At 68.4% G+C, this 16,559-nt stretch carries 19 protein-coding genes; 12 read left to right on the top strand and 7 right to left on the bottom strand.

The genetic code is table 11. The features are described 5' to 3' along the window. The first annotated feature begins 4 nt into the window (after positions 1–4). Genes BEMPMBAN_RS05630 through BEMPMBAN_RS05600 form a run of 7 tightly spaced genes read left to right on the top strand, consistent with a single transcriptional unit; the run spans position 5 to position 6,293 of the window. Positions 5–493 (top strand): hydrogenase maturation protease, encoded by a 489-nt coding sequence (locus tag BEMPMBAN_RS05630; protein ID WP_159229538.1) that lies wholly within the window; start codon positions 5–7, stop codon positions 491–493. Between the two features lie 3 nt (positions 494–496). Continuing rightward, complete coding sequence (locus tag BEMPMBAN_RS05625) at positions 497–745, top strand: HypC/HybG/HupF family hydrogenase formation chaperone (protein WP_159229415.1); 249 nt, start codon at positions 497–499, stop codon at positions 743–745. After that, on the top strand, positions 742–3,033 hold the full coding sequence (gene hypF / locus BEMPMBAN_RS05620) for a carbamoyltransferase HypF (RefSeq protein ID WP_159229414.1): 2,292 nt from the start codon (positions 742–744) through the stop codon (positions 3,031–3,033). The genes BEMPMBAN_RS05625 and hypF overlap by 4 nt, the downstream gene beginning before the upstream one ends. Before the next feature lie 20 nt (positions 3,034–3,053). Then, the gene (locus tag BEMPMBAN_RS05615) at positions 3,054–3,353 is read left to right on the top strand and encodes a HypC/HybG/HupF family hydrogenase formation chaperone (RefSeq protein ID WP_159229413.1); all 300 of its coding nucleotides are present in this window, start codon (positions 3,054–3,056) and stop codon (positions 3,351–3,353) included. Beyond that, positions 3,350–4,450 (top strand): hydrogenase formation protein HypD, encoded by a 1,101-nt coding sequence (gene hypD / locus BEMPMBAN_RS05610; RefSeq protein WP_159229412.1) that lies wholly within the window; start codon positions 3,350–3,352, stop codon positions 4,448–4,450. Before BEMPMBAN_RS05615 ends, hypD begins: the two co-directional genes overlap by 4 nt. Further along, positions 4,443–5,534: a hydrogenase expression/formation protein HypE gene (hypE, locus tag BEMPMBAN_RS05605; RefSeq protein ID WP_159229411.1), complete on the top strand. Its 1,092-nt coding sequence runs from the start codon at positions 4,443–4,445 to the stop codon at positions 5,532–5,534. Before hypD ends, hypE begins: the two co-directional genes overlap by 8 nt. Continuing rightward, positions 5,535–6,293, top strand: a complete 759-nt coding sequence (locus BEMPMBAN_RS05600; RefSeq protein WP_200845880.1) for a DUF6390 family protein — start codon at positions 5,535–5,537, stop codon at positions 6,291–6,293. A 58-nt stretch (positions 6,294–6,351) separates the two neighbouring features. Here BEMPMBAN_RS05600 and BEMPMBAN_RS05595 read toward each other — a convergent pair whose 3' ends face one another. Together BEMPMBAN_RS05595 and BEMPMBAN_RS05590 are read right to left on the bottom strand one after the other, a co-directional pair. Next, entirely contained in the window at positions 6,352–6,546 is a 195-nt protein-coding gene (locus BEMPMBAN_RS05595; protein WP_159229410.1) for a DUF3046 domain-containing protein, read from the bottom strand. 9 nt (positions 6,547–6,555) lie between these two features. Next, positions 6,556–7,728, bottom strand: a complete 1,173-nt coding sequence (locus tag BEMPMBAN_RS05590; RefSeq protein WP_159229409.1) for a glycosyltransferase — start codon at positions 7,726–7,728, stop codon at positions 6,556–6,558. Positions 7,729–7,784: 56 nt separating this feature from the next. Between BEMPMBAN_RS05590 and BEMPMBAN_RS05585 the strand changes: the two genes are divergently transcribed. After that, positions 7,785–8,219 (top strand): limonene-1,2-epoxide hydrolase family protein, encoded by a 435-nt coding sequence (locus tag BEMPMBAN_RS05585; protein WP_425294934.1) that lies wholly within the window; start codon positions 7,785–7,787, stop codon positions 8,217–8,219. 14 nt (positions 8,220–8,233) lie between these two features. On the opposite strand, the gene pspM is transcribed toward BEMPMBAN_RS05585, so the two are convergent. The 4 genes from pspM to pgsA form a co-directional block, all read right to left on the bottom strand. Beyond that, positions 8,234–9,052, bottom strand: a complete 819-nt coding sequence (gene pspM / locus BEMPMBAN_RS05580) for a phage shock envelope stress response protein PspM (protein WP_159229407.1) — start codon at positions 9,050–9,052, stop codon at positions 8,234–8,236. Positions 9,053–9,062: 10 nt separating this feature from the next. Then, the gene (pspA, locus tag BEMPMBAN_RS05575) at positions 9,063–9,890 is read right to left on the bottom strand and encodes a phage shock protein PspA (protein ID WP_159229406.1); all 828 of its coding nucleotides are present in this window, start codon (positions 9,888–9,890) and stop codon (positions 9,063–9,065) included. Between the two features lie 145 nt (positions 9,891–10,035). Beyond that, entirely contained in the window at positions 10,036–10,383 is a 348-nt protein-coding gene (gene clgR, locus BEMPMBAN_RS05570) for a transcriptional regulator ClgR (RefSeq protein ID WP_159229405.1), read from the bottom strand. A gap of 111 nt (positions 10,384–10,494) precedes the next feature. Next, positions 10,495–11,091, bottom strand: a complete 597-nt coding sequence (gene pgsA, locus BEMPMBAN_RS05565) for a CDP-diacylglycerol--glycerol-3-phosphate 3-phosphatidyltransferase (RefSeq protein ID WP_159229404.1) — start codon at positions 11,089–11,091, stop codon at positions 10,495–10,497. 42 nt (positions 11,092–11,133) lie between these two features. Between pgsA and BEMPMBAN_RS05560 the strand changes: the two genes are divergently transcribed. After that, a complete protein-coding gene (locus tag BEMPMBAN_RS05560) occupies positions 11,134–11,655 on the top strand; it encodes an amino-acid N-acetyltransferase (RefSeq protein ID WP_159229403.1) in 522 nt (173 codons plus the stop codon). Between the two features lie 76 nt (positions 11,656–11,731). Here the strand turns inward: BEMPMBAN_RS05560 and BEMPMBAN_RS05555 are convergent, their stop codons facing one another. Continuing rightward, complete coding sequence (locus tag BEMPMBAN_RS05555) at positions 11,732–14,263, bottom strand: FtsK/SpoIIIE family DNA translocase (RefSeq protein WP_234897308.1); 2,532 nt, start codon at positions 14,261–14,263, stop codon at positions 11,732–11,734. Between the two features lie 191 nt (positions 14,264–14,454). Here BEMPMBAN_RS05555 and BEMPMBAN_RS05550 point away from each other — a divergent pair, with 191 nt between their 5' ends. Genes BEMPMBAN_RS05550 through BEMPMBAN_RS05540 form a run of 3 tightly spaced genes read left to right on the top strand, consistent with a single transcriptional unit; the run spans position 14,455 to position 16,482 of the window. After that, the gene (locus BEMPMBAN_RS05550) at positions 14,455–14,769 is read left to right on the top strand and encodes a putative quinol monooxygenase (protein ID WP_159229401.1); all 315 of its coding nucleotides are present in this window, start codon (positions 14,455–14,457) and stop codon (positions 14,767–14,769) included. A 14-nt stretch (positions 14,770–14,783) separates the two neighbouring features. Then, positions 14,784–15,602: a mycofactocin-coupled SDR family oxidoreductase gene (locus BEMPMBAN_RS05545; protein WP_159229400.1), complete on the top strand. Its 819-nt coding sequence runs from the start codon at positions 14,784–14,786 to the stop codon at positions 15,600–15,602. 4 nt (positions 15,603–15,606) lie between these two features. Next, complete coding sequence (locus BEMPMBAN_RS05540) at positions 15,607–16,482, top strand: SAM-dependent methyltransferase (RefSeq protein WP_159229399.1); 876 nt, start codon at positions 15,607–15,609, stop codon at positions 16,480–16,482. The last annotated feature ends 77 nt before the right edge of the window (positions 16,483–16,559 follow it).

The following is a 16,559-nucleotide window of genomic DNA, read 5'->3' as shown; positions in this document are numbered from 1 at the left end:
AGGCATCACGTCTATCACCCTGGTGGCCGGCATCGGCAACATCTTCCTCTCCGACGACGGCTTCGGACCGGAGGTGCTGCGCCGCGTGGCACCACAGTTGACCGACCCGGCCGTCCGCGCGACGGATTACGGTATCCGCGGCATGCATCTGGCCTACGATCTACTCGACGGGTACGACGCGCTGGTGCTCGTCGACGCGTTGCCCGACCGCGGCGCGCCCGGCACCCTGCACGTCTTCGAGGCCGACCATGACACTCTGTCGGCGGCAACAGGTCTGGATGCCCACGCGATGGATCCGGCGGCGGTGTTCGCCGGCCTCAACGCGCTCGGCGGCAGTCCGCCCTACACGGTGGTGATCGGGTGTGAAGTCAGCTGCATCGAGGAGGGCATCGGCCTGTCCGATGTGGTCGCGGCTGCCGTCCCGGGCGCGGCGCGCGCGGTCGAGGACGTACTCGCCGAGCTTGCCGCGCGCAGCGCGGCGCGGGAGGGCTGACCGATGTGCCTGGGAATCCCCGGACGGGTCGTCCACATGCTCGACGGGTATGGCGGCCAACTCGCCCTCGTCGACGTCGCGGGTGAACCCCGCAAGGTCAACATCGGCATGCTGCCCGAGGAGACGTTCTCCGCTGGCGACTGGGTGGTCATCCACATGGGATTCGTCGTCGAGAAGACCGACGAGGCCGGCGCGGCCGCCGCGCTGGCCGGGCTGAAGTTGATGGGCAGCGGGATCGAGGATCCGCCGTGAGCGGGCGGTGCCGGCGGCGGATCTGGGTGCACGGTGTGGTCCAGGGTGTCGGCTTCCGGCCGTTCGTCTACACCACCGCCGCGGCGGCCGGCCTGTCCGGCTCCGTGCGCAACGACAGCGCCGGCGCCGTCATCGAGGTCGAGGGGGAACCGGGCGACATCGACGGTTTCCTGGATCGGTTGCGCCGCGAGCCCCCGCCGCTCGCCGTCATCGAAGCGCTCGAGATTCGAGACATTCCCACGGCCGGCGGCACCGGTTTTCGGATCGCGGACACCTCCCACCGGGACGGGGGCCGCACCCTGGTCTCGCCCGACGTGGCGATGTGCGCCGACTGCGAGGCCGAACAACGCGATCCGGCCAACCGCCGCTACCGACACGCCTTCGTCAACTGCACCAACTGCGGTCCGCGGTTCACGATCATCGCCGCGGTCCCCTACGACCGCGCGACCACCACGATGGCGGCCTTCCCGATGTGCGCCGACTGCGCGGCCGAGTACGCCGATCCGGGCGATCGTCGGTTCCATGCGCAGCCGGTGTGCTGCCCGCAGTGCGGCCCGACACTGATGTACCTCGACGGGCAGGGCTGTCGCGTCGCAGCCGAGGACGGGCTGCGACGCGCCCGGCAGCTGCTGCGCGACGGCGGCATCCTCGCCGTCAAGGGCATCGGGGGCTACCACCTCGCCTGCGATGCCGGGAACGACGCTGCGGTGTCCGAGCTGCGTCGGCGCAAACGCCGCGGGGACAAACCTTTTGCGGTGATGGTCGCCGATGTGGCAGCGGCGCGCACGCTCTGTGTGCTCGACGAGGGGGCTGAACGACTGTTGTCGGGTCCGCAGCGGCCGATCGTGTTGATGGCCCGGGCACCGACGGCTCGCGTCGCCGAGTCGGTGGCGCCGGGCAACCCCGACCTCGGCGTGATGCTCGCCTACGCACCGCTGCACACGCTGCTGCTGGGTCTGCCCGGCGACGAGCCGGGTCCGGCCGCCCTGGTGATGACCTCGGGCAACCTCGGTGGGGAACCGATCTGCTACCGCGACGACGATGCGGTGCAACGACTCTCGCACCTCGCCGATGGCTGGCTGACCCATGACCGGCCGATCCTGGTGCCCTGCGATGATTCCGTGGTCCGTTCTCTCGGCGACGGCATCGAGCTCCCGATCCGGCGGTCGCGCGGGTACGCGCCGCTACCGGTCGCCCTGCCGGTGTCCGTGCCGCCGACGCTGGCGGTCGGCGCCGACCTGAAGAACACCCTGGCGGTCGCCGAGGGCGGCTACGCATGGCTGAGCCAGCACATCGGCGACATGGACGATCTGGCCACGCTGGCTGCGTTCGACGCCGCGGCCGGGCACCTGAGTGCGTTGACGGGGGTGCGCCCGCAGATCCTCGTCGCCGACGCGCACCCGCAATACCGCTCGACGTCGTGGACCCACCGCAACGCCGACGGCCGGCCGGTGCGGCTGGTTCAGCACCACCACGCCCACATCGCCGCGGTGATGGCCGAACACGGCCTCGACGGTTCACAAGAGGTGCTCGGCTTCGCGTTCGACGGCACCGGCTACGGTCCCGACGGCGCGATCTGGGGCGGCGAGGTGCTGCTCGCCGACTACAAGAGCTACCGGCGGACGGCGCACCTGAAGTACGTTCCGCTGCCCGGCGGCGACGTCAGCGTGCTGCGGCCCTACCGGATGGCGATGGCGCATCTGTGGGAGGCAGGGGTGGCGTGGACCGACGACCTGCCACCGGTACGTGCCTGCCCGCCGGACGAGCAGGCCGTGTTGAGGCACCAACTCGAGACCGGGTTGGGGTGCGCGCCGACCTCGAGCATGGGCAGGCTATTCGACGCCGTCTCCGCGCTGGCCGGCGTGCGCCAGGTGGTGGACTACGAAGCGCAGGCGGCCATCGAGCTGGAGGGTCTGACCCGCGGCGTGGACCCCGGTGCGCGCCGGTACCGCTTCGGCGTCGACCTCGCACCCGTGCCGGCACAGATCGATCCCGGGCCACTCCTGCGCGCGGTCGTCGACGATGTCTGCGACGGTGTACCTGCGGGCGTGATCGGCGCCCGCTTCCACGCCGCGGTCGGCCGGCTGATCGTCGACCTCGCCACCGAGTACGCGGTCGCTACCAACACGGTCGCGCTCTCGGGTGGGGTGTTCCAGAACGCGCTGCTGGCCGCGGCGGCGTTCACGGCGCTACGCGACAACGGTTTCGAGGTCATCACCCATCGCCGGGTTCCTCCCAACGACGGCGGCATCGCGCTGGGTCAGTTGATGGTCGGGAACTCGGGGTAGTAGGAAAGGCAGGACTGCTCATGTGTCTGGCGGTACCCGGGAAGATTCTGCGGATGGAGGACCGCGACGGCACCCTGATGTCCGTCGTCGACTTCGGCGGCGTCCAGAAGGAAGTCTGTCTGCAGTACATACCCGACGCCCGGGTGGGCGAATACGTGGTGGTGCATGTCGGTTTCGCGATTCAGCGTCTCGACGAGGAATCGGCGATCCAGACGCTGGCCGAGTTCGAACGCCTCGGGGTGCTCAACGAGGAGTTCGGTGACGGTTTCGAACTGGCCGCGCAGCAGGCAGGGCTGGAAAATCCAGAGGTGACACGATGAAATACTTGGACGAGTTCAGCGATCCCGAACTGGCGGGCAAGTTGCTCGATCAGATCCGTGCGGCCACCAGCCGGCGCTGGTCGATCATGGAAGTCTGTGGTGGGCAGACACATTCGATCATCCGTCACGGGGTCGACCAACTACTGCCCGACGAGATCGAGATGATCCACGGGCCGGGCTGCCCCGTGTGCGTGACACCGTTGGAGATCATCGACAAGGCGCTGGAGATCGCCTCCCGGCCCGATGTCGTCTTCTGCTCGTTCGGTGACATGCTGCGAGTTCCGGGCAGCGGGAAGGACCTGTTCCGGATCAAGAGCGAGGGCGGCGATGTGCGGGTGGTGTACTCGCCGCTCGACGCCCTCACCATCGCCAAGGACAATCCCGACAAGCAGGTGGTGTTCTTCGGAATCGGTTTCGAAACCACCGCGCCCGCCAACGCGATGACGGTTTACCAGGCCAAACGTCTTGGCATCAAGAACTTCTCGCTGCTGGTATCGCACGTCCTGGTACCGCCGGCCATCGCGGCGATCATGGAGTCGCCCACCTGCCGGGTGCAGGCGTTCCTGGCCGCGGGCCATGTCTGCTCGGTCATGGGAACCGAAGAGTATCCGCCGTTGTGCGACAAGTACGGCATCCCCATCGTGGTGACCGGGTTCGAGCCGCTGGACATCCTCGAAGGTATCCGGCGCACCGTGCTGCAACTGGAATCGGGCCGTCACGAACTGGAGAACGCGTACCCGCGTGCGGTGCGCGCGGACGGCAACGCGGCGGCCAAGGCCATGCTGTGTGACGTGTTCGAGGTCACCGACCGGTCCTGGCGCGGTATCGGGATGATCCCTTCGAGCGGCTGGCGACTGTCTGCCGAGTATCGCGACTACGACGCCGAGCACCGGTTCGCAGTCACCGACATCCACACCGCGGAGTCTGCGGTGTGCCGTTCCGGAGAGGTGTTGCAGGGCTTGATCAAACCCCACGAGTGCTCTGCCTTCGGCACCCTGTGCACGCCGCGCAACCCGCTGGGCGCCACCATGGTCTCGTCCGAGGGCGCCTGCGCCGCCTACTACCTGTACCGACGGTTGGAGGTGACGCATGCCTGAGACGAACTCCGACACGTCGGCCGCCGAGCAGTCGACCATCGACATGGAGGCCTGGGTGTGCCCGGCCCCGCTGCGCGATGCGCCCAACGTCCTGATGGGACACGGCGGCGGTGGGGCGATGTCCGCCGAGCTCATCGAGCACCTGTTCCTGCCGGCCTACGGTTCGGCCGCCGACGCCCAGATGGGTGATTCCGCGGTGCTGCAGGTGGGCGCCGAGAGGTTGGCCTTCTCGACGGACTCCTATGTCGTCAAACCGCTGTTCTTCCCGGGTGGCAGCATCGGTGATCTGGCTGTCAACGGCACGGTCAACGATCTGGCGATGGCCGGTGCGCAACCGGTGGCGCTGTCGACCGCGTTCATCCTCGAGGAGGGCACCCCGCTGACCGAACTCGCCCGCGTCGCACACGCCGTCGGCACCGCCGCGGTGGCGGCCGGGGTGAAGCTGGTCACCGGTGACACCAAGGTCGTCGACTCTGGGCACGGCGACGGCGTGTACATCAACACCGCAGGCATCGGCCTGGTGGACCGTCGCGCCGACATCCGTCCGCAGCGGGCCCGCCCCGGCGACGTGGTGATCGTCAGCGGTGACATCGGCGTGCACGGCGTGGCGGTGATGAGTTGCCGTGACGGCCTCGAGTTCGCGACCACCGTCGCCAGTGACAGCGCGCCGCTGCACGGACTGGTCGCAGCGATGATCGACACCGGCGCGGACATCCACACGCTGCGCGACCCCACCAGGGGCGGTGTCGGCGCGACGCTGAACGAGATCGCCAGGGCGGCGGGTGTCGGGATCTCACTCGACGAACGGTCGTTGCCCATCCCCGGTGAGGTCCGCGATGCGTGCGGGCTGCTTGGGCTCGACCCGCTGTACGTCGCCAACGAAGGCAAGCTGATCGCGTTCGTCGCACCAGAGGATGCCGCGGCGGTGCTCGCCGCCATGCACAGCCATCCGTTCGGGGGGCGCGCCACCGTGATCGGCGGTTGCGTCACCGAACACCCGGGGATGGTGGTGGCACGCACCGCGCTGGGAGGCACCCGGGTGGTGGATCTTCCTGTCGGTGAACAACTTCCGCGGATCTGCTGAATGACGGCGGGCAGCCACCGGAACCATCCCGGCCACGCGATGTTCGCCCGGTACGCGTTCCCACCCAACGAACTCGGGTACTGCGGACCCCCGGGCACCGTTGCGCCTCCCAGGCCAGGGGCGGCCGACCTGGCCGACTACGCCCGCGAGTTCGACGGGGCCTGGCCCTATCTCAACGCCATCGCCGCAGCCGTGGATCAGCACGACCCGCTCGACGAACAGATCGTGCGCAGCTACTGGCTCGGCGGGCCGCTGCTGGCCGAAGTCGACGCCGACGTGCTGCTGGCCACGTTGCGGAAGGCGTTCAGCGGTCAGGTCACCGGCCTGCTCGCCGAGGTGTCGCCGCAGAATGCGCTGGCGAATCACAGTTTTCACGTGTTCGTGGTCTACCCGTGGGCGCGGTTCCTGCATCGCGACCCCCGCACGCCGGTGAAGGTGATGCAGGACTGCCGGATCCGCTGGGGCGTCGTCGACGCCGTGGACGACGAGCACGCCGTGGTGGTGTCACGTCCGCTGACTTTCGTCGCCGGCGAGCTCGGCCTCGGGGCGCCCACGCCCGAGCGGGTGCGGTGGCGCCGCGACGGTGCGTCGTTGGCGCCCGCACCGATCCCCGGGCAGACGGTGGCGGCGCACTGGGACTGGATCTGTGGGGCGCTGACCCCTGGCGAGGTCGCCGATCTGGACGCGGCGACCCGCGCGACGCTGGCGCTGGCCAACGCTGCGTTGTCGCAAGCACAGACCACGTCACCCCGTTTGTGACGTTGGTCACACGGGTAGCCGCACAGCAGCCCGGCCCAACCCGGCAACGCCGGGTGACTCACCACTGATCGCGGGGCACGTCGAAGTCGGCACACAATGCCCGCCACACCTCGCGTGGGTCGATGCCGTCCTCGATGGCCTGCGCGCCGGTGCGGCCACCCAGGCTCGTCAACACGTGGTCGAGCAACAGCGACGAGGCCCGCGCCGCACCGAACTGGTGCTCGACGAGCTCCGAGAATTCCGTCAGCCGCACACGACCAACTTACGCTGACCCCTGCAGGGCTTCATGGCACACCCGTACCGGATCGGCGACCTGCGTAGCGGTCGCACCGGCCTGCCGGGCAGCCTCCCGGTAGCGCGGTGTGGCCAGCACCTCCCGCGCCGCGGCGGCCAGAGCCGCTCCGGTCAACGGCCGGATCAGCTGCGCACTCCCCTGGCGCACAACACGATTGGCGATCTCCCACTGGTCACCACCACCGGGCACGATCACCATCGGCACGCCGGCCAGCAGTGCTTTGGCGACGGTTCCATGGCCGCCACCGCAGATCAGCAGGTCCGCCGCGGACAGCAGTTCGTCCTGACGACCGAGGCCGACCACCGCCCACGGTGGAAGCTCCCCTTCGGGACCTTCGAGCCGCGACACCGCCACCCGCGCACCCGCCGGCAGCACCTGCGCCGGTATCAGTGTCTCCAAAGCCAGTTCGGTCAGTCCCTTGGCTCCGGTGGTGGCCGTGGACGGGGCCACCACCACCACCGGCCCGTCACCCGGGGGCAGTGGCAGCACCGACGTCGTCGGCTCGAAATGCAGCGGGCCCACGACGACGGCCTCGCCGGGCCAGTCGGGGCGCGGCACCTCCAGGGCGGGAAGAGTGGCGATCAGTCGCCGCAGCGGGCCGGGATCATGCGCCGGCAGACCGATTCCGACACGTGCCGCGGCGCGCTGGCGGAGACCGGCGCGCCACGAGCGTGCGCTCAGCGCCCGTAGCACCGAGTCGCGCATCCGGCCGCGCAGACCGGTGCCGGGGGCCAGTCCGCTGCCCAGCGGCGGCAACCCCTTCGACGGCCGGTACAGCGGATGGGTGTTCAACTCGATCCAGGGCACGCCGAGCAGGTCCGCGGCCAGCCCCCCGCAGGTGGTGATCGAATCGGAGATCACCACGTCCGGCGCCAGATCGGCGATGCGCTGGGTGTTCAGCACCGCCATCCGCGCCGCCCGTTGATGGATCTTCGCGCCGTCGTCGGCGTCGTCGTCGACCGATGTGGGATCGAGTCCGTCGAGTTCGACCGCGCCGATTCCCTGACCGCGAGCCACCTCCAGCCATTTCCGGCCGGTCAGCAGGGTCGGGGCGTCGCCGGCGGCCAGGAATCGCAGACACAGCGCGATCGCCGGAAAGGCATGTCCCGGATCGGGTCCAGCGACCACCGCGACGCGCATGCGGGCTACCCTGCCACAGCATCCGCGGTTAGGCTCAGACGATGACTGACGAGGTACTGACGACGCCGTACACGACCACCACAGCCAACTCGCACACCGTCGAAACGTTCCTGTTCGCGCTCGCCGACGAGGACTTCGACGTCGTGGAGTCGCTGGCAGCGCCGGAGCTGATCTGGCAGAACGTCGGCCTGCCGTCCATTCGTGGTCGCGCCCGGGTGATGAAATTACTGCGCAGCGGCCAGGGGAAAGCGGGTTTCGCGGTGAAGTTCCACCGCATCGCCTGCAACGGCAGCGTGGTGCTGACCGAGCGCACCGACGCGCTGATCATCGGGCCGCTGCGGCTGCAGTTCTGGGTGTGCGGCACATTCGAGGTGCACGACGGCAAGATCACGCTGTGGCGTGATTACTTCGACTTCTTCGACGCCCTGGTCAAAGCTCCGTTGCGAGCCGTGGTCGCGGCGGTGTTCCCGTCACTGCGGCCCACCTTCTGAGCCCGGTGGGGTGCTCAGGCACCTCTGAGCCGCCCCAGCTCGTCGAACGCCTGTGCCCAGCCCGACAGCCGGTCTGTTGCCGAGACCAACTCGTCGCGGTAACGGCGCTGCGACATCGGGGAGCTCGACATCGAACCCGAGTTCGCGGCTGACACCAGTTGCGCTGCCGCGGAGACCATCTCGTTGTACTGATGCGCGCCACGATCGAGTTGGGTCCGGAACGCGGCGATGGTGGGCGCGAGGTGGGCGCGCGATTGGGGCGCCGAGCTGATCGCCCGTTCCATCGAGACTATTTCGCCGGCGGTGGCCGCCATCGTCGCCACCGTCTGCTCGGCGGCGGTCCGGATCTCGCGCAGTTCGTCAGCGGGCAGCATCCGGCCCCGTTCCAGTACTCCGAGCAGCGAGGTCAATCCCCGTTCGGAGGCTGCGAGCGCCGCCATCGGCGGACGGGCGGCCGACCCCCAAGGCGGTAGCCGGCGGGCGGTCCGGTTCCGCTGCGGTGGCAGTGGTTCGCCACGCAGCCACCGGTAGCGCAGGAATGCCAGGGTCGCGAGGAACGCGGCGCCGACAGCGATCGGCGCCGGGATGAACAGCGCCCACACCGGTGTGCTCCATGATGCCAGCAACGCGGTCACGCCCACCCAGAACAGTGCCGAGACGGTGAGGAACACACCGAGCCGCAACGCCCAGCGCCGCTTGCGCAACAATTTCGCCCGCGGGTCAGCGGCCGCGTTGAGCTTGTCCGCCAGCAGGTCCGACCACTCCGCGGCGGTGTCGACACCGCGTTGCGCCATGGAGCGCCAAGCCTGCGGCCTGCCGGTGTGTGCACTCATGGTTTCGCAGTCATTGCGACAGCGGGTTTTCCGGTGTCGGACTCGGGTTGGCGGCCGGGGTGGCCGGGTTCTGGGCCGGCGAAGCGGGGGTGGCGGGGCTGCCGGCGGGCAGCTGCTCACCACGCATCGACGCGCGGATCTGCTCCAGCCGGGAATGACCCGCCATCTGCACGCTGGCCTGCTGCACTTCCATCATCCGGCCCTGCACAGAGTTCTGCGCGAGTTCGGCGGAGCCGATCGCGTTGGCGTAGCGCCGTTCGATCTTGTCGCGCACCTCGTCGAGGCTCGGGGTGTTTCCGGGAGCCGCGAGCTCACTCATCGAGCGCAGTGACGAACTCACCTGCTCCTGCATCTTCGCCTGCTCGAGCTGGCTGAGCAGCTTGGTGCGCTCGGCGATCTTCTGCTGCAGCATCATCGCGTTCTGCTCGACGGCCTTCTTGGCCTGAGCGGCCGCCTGCAAGGCCTGGTCGTGCAGACCCTTGAGATCCTCGACGCTCTGCTCGGAGGTCACCAGCTGCGCGGCGAACGCCTCGGCGGCGTTGGTGTACTCGGTGGCCTTCGTCGCGTCGCCCGCCGCAGTGGCCTGGTCGGCCAGCGTGAGCGCCTGCCGAACGTTGACCTGGAGCTTCTCGATGTCGGCGAGCTGGCGGTTGAGCCGCATCTCCAGCTGGCGCTGATTGCCGATCACCTGGGCCGCCTGCTGGGTCAGACCCTGGTGCTGACGCTGCGCTTCTTCGATCGCCTGCTGGATCTGCACCTTGGGGTCGGCGTACTCGTCGACCTTCGAGCTGAACAGCGCCATGAGGTAGCGCCACGCCTTGCTGAACGGATTGGCCATCGGTTCGCTCCGCCTTCGTGTCTGTATGTATGTGCAACTGTGTCAGCTGTGCGGTGAAAGTACCCTGCACCCAACTTATCGGTTCCGCGCAGATCACCACACCCCTGCGGGTGTTTTGCGCACGTGACCGGGCCGGACACCGGCGTCAGGCCACCGCCATCGACACGACCTGCGGGATGACCACCTTGGTGGTGACGTCGATGCCTGCGATACGGGGTTCCGGTGCCACGGCGACCGTGCTCACCTCGGCGCGGGACTCCTCGAGCGCCAACTCGTCTCCGGCCTCCGACAGCACCCGCGACAGCGGAACGTCCAGTGCCCCGCAGATGGCGCTGATCAGCTCACTTGATGCCTCCTTGCGCCCGCGCTCCACCTCGGAGAGGTACCCGAGGCTGACGCGCGCCGAATCCGACACCTCGCGCAGGGTGCGCCCCTGCTCGACCCGGGAGCGCCGCAGCACGTCGCCGATCACTTCGCGCAGCAATGCCGTCATCGCGTTCTCCTGTTCGCTTGGCTGGCGTCCTGCTTGGCTACCTAGGCCAACGCTCGGCGTCACCGGGATGGTTCCCGAAACCGGTCGGCAATCACCGGGACGCGCGGGGCGTCAGTCACCCGCGGGTCGTGCCCGCGAATCCCGGTACGCCGAGACGAAGTAGTCCACGCCGGTGACCACCGTCAGCACCACGGCGGCCAGCATCAGCACCCAGGCTCCGGTCAGCCACCCGCCGGACAGGGGCAGCACGAACAGACCGATCGCGACGGCTTGCAGCAGTGTCTTGAGCTTGCCGCCCCGGCTGGCCGGGATGATGCCGCGCCGCAGCACCGCCAGCCGGAGCAACGTCACGGCGAGCTCGCGGGACAGGATCACCACGGTCACCCACCACGGCAGGTCGCCGAGCATCGAGAGCCCGATGAGCGCGGCACCGATCAGAGCCTTGTCGGCGATCGGATCGGCCAACGTGCCGAATTCGGTGACCATGCCATAGCTGCGGGCCAGCGCCCCGTCGAGCCGGTCGGTGATCACCGCGACCGCGAACACCACGAATGCGACCACCCGCCAATATGTTTCATGACCGTCGCCGACGAACAGGGCGACCAGGAACACCGGCACGAGCGCCATCCGGACCCCGGTGAGGGCATTTGCGAGATTCGCCACCCGAGCGCGCGGAACCACAGGGTCGGTATGTGGTTGGCCCGGCACCGCCACAGAATACTGGTTGCCTGAACCGATACTCTTCGGTGTGTGAGCGCAGGTCCGGATGAATCCACCGGTCAACTCGTCGTACGGCGTGCCCGAACCTCGGATGTGCCTGCGATCAAGACCCTCGTCGACATCTATGCCGGCAGGATCCTGCTCGAGAAGAACCTGGTGAATCTCTACGAGTCGGTGCAGGAGTTCTGGGTGGCCGAACTGCAGGACGAGCTCATCGGATGTGGCGCCCTGCACGTGCTGTGGTCCGACCTCGGCGAGGTGCGCACCGTGGCGGTACACCCCAAGGTCAGGGGCCGGGGTGTGGGCCATGCGATCGTCGACCGACTGCTCGCCGTGGCCGCCGAGTTGCGGCTGGAGCGGATCTTCGTGCTCACCTTCGAGGTCGAGTTCTTCGGCCGGCACGGATTCACCGAGATCGACGGCACGCCCGTCACCGCCGAGGTCTACGACGAGATGCGACGCTCCTACGACACCGGCGTGGCGGAGTTCCTGGACCTCTCCTACGTCAAACCCAACATCCTCGGCAACACCCGGATGCTGTTGACGCTGTAACCCCCACCCCCCGCCGGAACGGTATTCCAGGCGGGTTTTTTGCGATTTCGACCGCGTGGAATACCGTTCCGGCGCGCTAGAAGTCGGGGTCGTCCTCGGCGCCGGTGGCGTCGCTTCCGCCGCGGATCAGCGCGAGCGTGCCGGCGAGCTCGTCGGGCTTGACCAACACCTCACGCGCCTTGGAGCCTTCCGACGGGCCGACGATGTTGCGCGTCTCCATCAGGTCCATCAACCGGCCCGCCTTGGCGAACCCGACCCGCAGCTTGCGCTGCAGCATCGACGTCGACCCGAACTGCGACGACACCACGAGTTCGACGGCCTGCAGGAACACATCCATGTCATCGCCGATGTCGGGATCGACGTCGGTGCGTTCGCCGGCGGACTTGGCGGTGGTGACACCTTCGGTGTACTCGGGCTCGGCCTGGTCCTTGCAGGCGGCGACGACGGCGTAGATCTCCTCGTCACTGATGTAGGCGCCCTGGAAACGGATCGGCTTGTTGGCGCCCATCGGCAGGAACAGCCCGTCGCCCATACCGATGAGCTTCTCGGCGCCCTGTTGATCGAGGATGACCCGGCTATCGGTCAGCGACGACGTCGCGAACGCCAGCCGCGACGGCACGTTCGTCTTGATCAGGCCGGTGACGACGTCGACCGACGGACGCTGGGTCGCCAGGATCAGATGGATACCCGCCGCGCGAGCCTTCTGGGTGATGCGCACGATGGCGTCCTCGACGTCGCGGGGTGCGGTCATCATCAGGTCGGCGAGTTCGTCGACGATCGCGATGATGTACGGGTACGGCTTGTACACGCGCTCGCTGCCCAGCGGTGTGGTGATCACCCCGGACCTCACGTTCTTGTTGAAGTCGTCGATGTGACGGACCCGGTTGGCCTGCATGTCCTGGTAGCGCTGCTCCATCTCCTCGACCAGCCAGGCCAGCGCCGCGGCGGCCTTCTTCGGCTGCGTGACGATAGGCGTGATGAGGTGCGGAATGCCTTCATACGGCGTCAGTTCCACCATTTTCGGGTCGATCAGGATCATCCTGACCTCTTCCGGGGTCGCGCGGGCCAGCAGCGACACCAGCATCGAGTTGACGAAGCTCGACTTACCCGAACCGGTCGAGCCGGCCACCAGCAGGTGCGGCATCTTGGCCAGGTTGGCCGAGATGAAATCGCCCTCGATGTCCTTGCCGAGACCGATCACCAACGGGTGGTGGTCACGCCGGGTGGTCGGAGCCGTCAGCACGTCGGCGAGTCGCACCATTTCACGGTCGGTGTTGGGCACCTCGATACCGACGGCGGACTTGCCCGGGATCGGCGCCAGCATGCGCACGCTCTCGGTGGCCACCGCATAGGCGATGTTCTTCTGCAGCGCGGTGATCTTCTCGACCTTCACACCGGGTCCGAGTTCCACCTCGTACCGGGTCACCGTCGGCCCGCGCGTGCAGCCGGTGACCGCCGCGTCCACCTTGAACTGTTGCAGGACCGAGCCGATCACCTCGACCATCTTGTCGTTGGCGGCGCTGCGCACCTTCGGCGGGTCACCAGCGGTGAGCAGGCTCAGCGACGGCAGCGCGTACGGCCCGTCGACCACCCGGTCCAGCTGCATGTCCAGCGCCTTGGGCGCTTTCTTCTTGCGCGTCCGCGCCGCCGGTTCGGGGGTGGTGGGGGCGTCGTCCTCGATCGGGTAGTTGTCCATCGGTGTGCCGGCCGGCCCCGACGTCAGCGCCAGCGGTGCCGGTGACTGCGCCGGCGACGGCCACGACGGGGCCTCGTCCTGCAGGTAGCCCTCCGGGTCGTCGTAGTAGCCGTCGGAGAAGTCCTCGGACTCAGCGCCACCGGACTCCTGGTCGTCGTAATCGTCGTCGTAGTCGTAGTCGTCCTCGTACTCATTGCGCCACCGGGTCGGGAACATCGCCCGCACCGTCTCGGGCACCTCGCGGATCGTCGTCCCGGTCACCAGCAGCAGCCCGAACAACACACCGAGGAACAGAAGCGGTGCGGCGATCCACGGCGTCAGGCCCTCGGCGAGCGGACCGCCGATCGCGAATCCGAAGAAGCCGGCGGCATCCTCGCGGGCCGCGGGCTCCTGCGGCGACCCCGACCACAGGTGCCACAGTCCGAGGGCCGGCAACACGATCATCGCAGTGCCGAGGATCAACCTCGGACGTGATTCCGGATCGGGCTCGGTGCGCATCAGGCCGATCCCGAGCGCGGCCAGGGCGATCGGGATCAGCACCACGCCCGCACCGATCAGCACCCTGACAAAGGTGTCGATCCACTCCCCCACGGGGCGCGCGGCGTCGAACCACGAACTCGCGGCCACGACGACCGCGAGGCCCAGCAGGGCCAGCGCGACTCCGTCACGGCGGTGTCCGGGTTCGAGATCACGCGCGCGACCGACCGAGCGGGCCGTACTGCCCGCACCTTTGGCCAGCATCAGCCAGCCCGCGCGGGCTCCGCGACCCACCGCGGTGCCGGCGGCGGAGACCGCGGACGGCTTGCGGCGGACAGGGGTGCGACGCGGCGCCGCCGGCCGCGACCCACCCCTCGAACTGGTCTTTGACCTGGTCGGACGGGCAGCAGATCGGGCCGCGGTCTTACTCGCCATGCCACTAAGCCTAGTCCCAAGCGCCCCATATGTACCATCTGCCACACGGGTAACGGATTGGTGTCGATTCCGCTCCCCGGCGGAAGGCCAGGCAGACGCGGTGCGGCCACGCCGATACTGCCGGTTGGTGCGCCCGCGTAATAGGGTGGACACCTGTCCAACTCAGTGCCGAGACCGAGGAGCCGCCCCGAATGCCGATAGTCGTCGTCGCCACCATGAAAGCCAAGCCAGAATCCGTGGACACCGTGCGGGACGCCTGCAAACAGGCGATCGAAGCGGTGCACAGCGAGCCCGGCTGCGACCTGTACTCGCTGCACGAAGCCGACGGCACCTTCGTGTTCGTCGAGCAGTGGGCCGACAGCGACGCACTGCAGGCACACAGCACGGCGCCGGCGGTGGCGACACTGTTCGGAACCATCGGTGAGCACCTCGACGGCGCGCCGGACATCAAGATGCTGCAACCGGTCGTCGCCGGAGATCCGGCCAAGGGCCAGCTGCGGCCCTGACGGCGCACGCGACCATGGGTGGGCTCACAGGCAAAGTCGCGTTCATCACCGGTGCCGCACGGGGTCAGGGCCGCGCGCATGCGCTCAAGTTGGCGTCGGAAGGTGCCGACATCATCGCCGTCGACCTCTGTGACCAGATCGACTCGGTGCCCTACCCGTTGGCAACCCCCGATGACCTGGATGCCACCGTCAAACTGGTCGAGGAGACGGGTGCGCGCATCGTGGCCAGCCAGGCCGATGTGCGCGACCGCGACGCCGTGAAGACCGCACTGCGGCAGGGGACCGAGAAGCTCGGCAACCGGCTCGACATCGTGGTCGCCAACGCGGGAATCGCCCCGATGGCGGCCGCCGACGCGTGGCAGGACGTCATCGACGTCAACCTGACCGGGGTGTACAACACCGTCGACGTGGCCATGAAGCCGATGGTCAAGTTCGGCAACGGCGGTTCGATCGTGTTGATCAGCTCGGTCGCCGGTCTGGTCGGGCTGGGGGCGCCGGTCGGCGGCTCCGTGGGCTATGCGGCCGCGAAGCACGGCATGGTCGGCATCATGCGGGTATACGCAAATTCCCTTGCCCAGTACAGTATTCGGGTGAACTCGGTGCATCCGGCGGGCGTCAACACCCCGATGATCGACAACGACTTCACCCGATCGTGGCTCGAGGGGGTGGCGCAGGAGAGTCAGGGTGGGCCGGACATGGGCAACGCGCTGCCAGTCCAGGCGCTGGAACCGGAGGACATCGCCAATGCGGTGTTCTGGCTGGTGTCGGACGCCGCCCGCTACGTCACCGGGGTCACGCTGCCCGTCGACGCGGGGTACGTGAACAAGCGTTGAGTCCATGAGGCAGCGTCGAAATCCGGCAGCGCAGACGGCTGTCGGGCCGATCGTATTGTCGGCCATCGAGCAGCAGGAGCCGCCGGAGCGCCGCCTGGTCGACGACGATCTGGCGACGTCCTTCCTGCCCGCGCGGCTGCGTCTGCTGGTCGGCCTGTCCCGGTTCGGCCCACTGCGACGGGCCGCCGTCGCGGCGTCGAACCGATCCGGGCCCGGGCTGTGGGCGAGCATCTGCTGTCGTAAGCGCTACATCGACGAACGCCTCTCCGACCCGGTGATCGAGTTCGACACCGTCGTGGTTCTGGGAGCTGGCCTCGATACCCGGGCCTACCGGATCGCCCGGCACAGCGAGCTGCCGGTTTTTGAGGTCGACCAACCGGTCAACGTCGACCGAAAAACCGCCGTCGTGCACCGGGTACTCGGCGCGACGCCACCGTCGGTGCACCTGGTGCCGGTCGACTTCGAGCAGGACGCGCTGCTGCCGGCACTGGAGGCGCACGGTTACCACCCCGGTGCACGCACCTTCTTCATCTGGGAGGGCGTCACGCAGTACCTCACCCCGGAGGCGGTGCGCACCACGCTCGGACAGCTTGCCGCCGCGGCGCCCGGAAGCCGGCTGATCTTCACCTACATCCGTCAGGACTTCATCGACGGCACCCAGTTGTACGGCGCCGACGCGGTGTACCGACGGTTCCGGGGGCGCCGACAGGTGTGGAAATCAGGGCTGGTACCTGAAGAGGTCGGTGACCTGCTGGCCGACTGCGGTTGGCGATTGGTCGAGCAGGCCGGGCCGAGCTACTTCCGCGACACCTACATCCGTCCGGCGCGGCGCTCACTGGCGGCATCGCGCATCGAGTGGACGGTTCACGCCGAACGCTGAGAAAAGGACCCGCCGCTTTCGGGTCTTTCGGCCCCTGCAGACGCTCCCCATGACCCTTAGGGGACCGGCCGCTGACC

It is taken from the genome of Mycolicibacterium austroafricanum, from assembly GCF_902705885.1.
In the GTDB taxonomy this organism is placed as follows: domain Bacteria; phylum Actinomycetota; class Actinomycetes; order Mycobacteriales; family Mycobacteriaceae; genus Mycobacterium; species Mycobacterium vanbaalenii_A.
This window is presented reverse-complemented; position numbering and strand designations above follow the sequence as displayed.

Coding starts and splice junctions, on each gene's coding strand:
- BEMPMBAN_RS05625 (WP_159229415.1), top strand. CDS start 497: ATGTGCCTGGGAATCCCCGGACGGGTCGTCCACATGCTCGACGGGTAT.
- BEMPMBAN_RS05615 (WP_159229413.1), top strand. CDS start 3,054: ATGTGTCTGGCGGTACCCGGGAAGATTCTGCGGATGGAGGACCGCGAC.
- hypD (WP_159229412.1), top strand. CDS start 3,350: ATGAAATACTTGGACGAGTTCAGCGATCCCGAACTGGCGGGCAAGTTG.
- hypE (WP_159229411.1), top strand. CDS start 4,443: ATGCCTGAGACGAACTCCGACACGTCGGCCGCCGAGCAGTCGACCATC.
- BEMPMBAN_RS05600 (WP_200845880.1), top strand. CDS start 5,535: ATGACGGCGGGCAGCCACCGGAACCATCCCGGCCACGCGATGTTCGCC.
- BEMPMBAN_RS05590 (WP_159229409.1), bottom strand. CDS start 7,728: ATGCGCGTCGCGGTGGTCGCTGGACCCGATCCGGGACATGCCTTTCCG.
- pspM (WP_159229407.1), bottom strand. CDS start 9,052: ATGAGTGCACACACCGGCAGGCCGCAGGCTTGGCGCTCCATGGCGCAA.
- pspA (WP_159229406.1), bottom strand. CDS start 9,890: ATGGCCAATCCGTTCAGCAAGGCGTGGCGCTACCTCATGGCGCTGTTC.
- clgR (WP_159229405.1), bottom strand. CDS start 10,383: ATGACGGCATTGCTGCGCGAAGTGATCGGCGACGTGCTGCGGCGCTCC.
- BEMPMBAN_RS05555 (WP_234897308.1), bottom strand. CDS start 14,263: ATGGCGAGTAAGACCGCGGCCCGATCTGCTGCCCGTCCGACCAGGTCA.
- BEMPMBAN_RS05550 (WP_159229401.1), top strand. CDS start 14,455: ATGCCGATAGTCGTCGTCGCCACCATGAAAGCCAAGCCAGAATCCGTG.
- BEMPMBAN_RS05545 (WP_159229400.1), top strand. CDS start 14,784: ATGGGTGGGCTCACAGGCAAAGTCGCGTTCATCACCGGTGCCGCACGG.
- BEMPMBAN_RS05540 (WP_159229399.1), top strand. CDS start 15,607: ATGAGGCAGCGTCGAAATCCGGCAGCGCAGACGGCTGTCGGGCCGATC.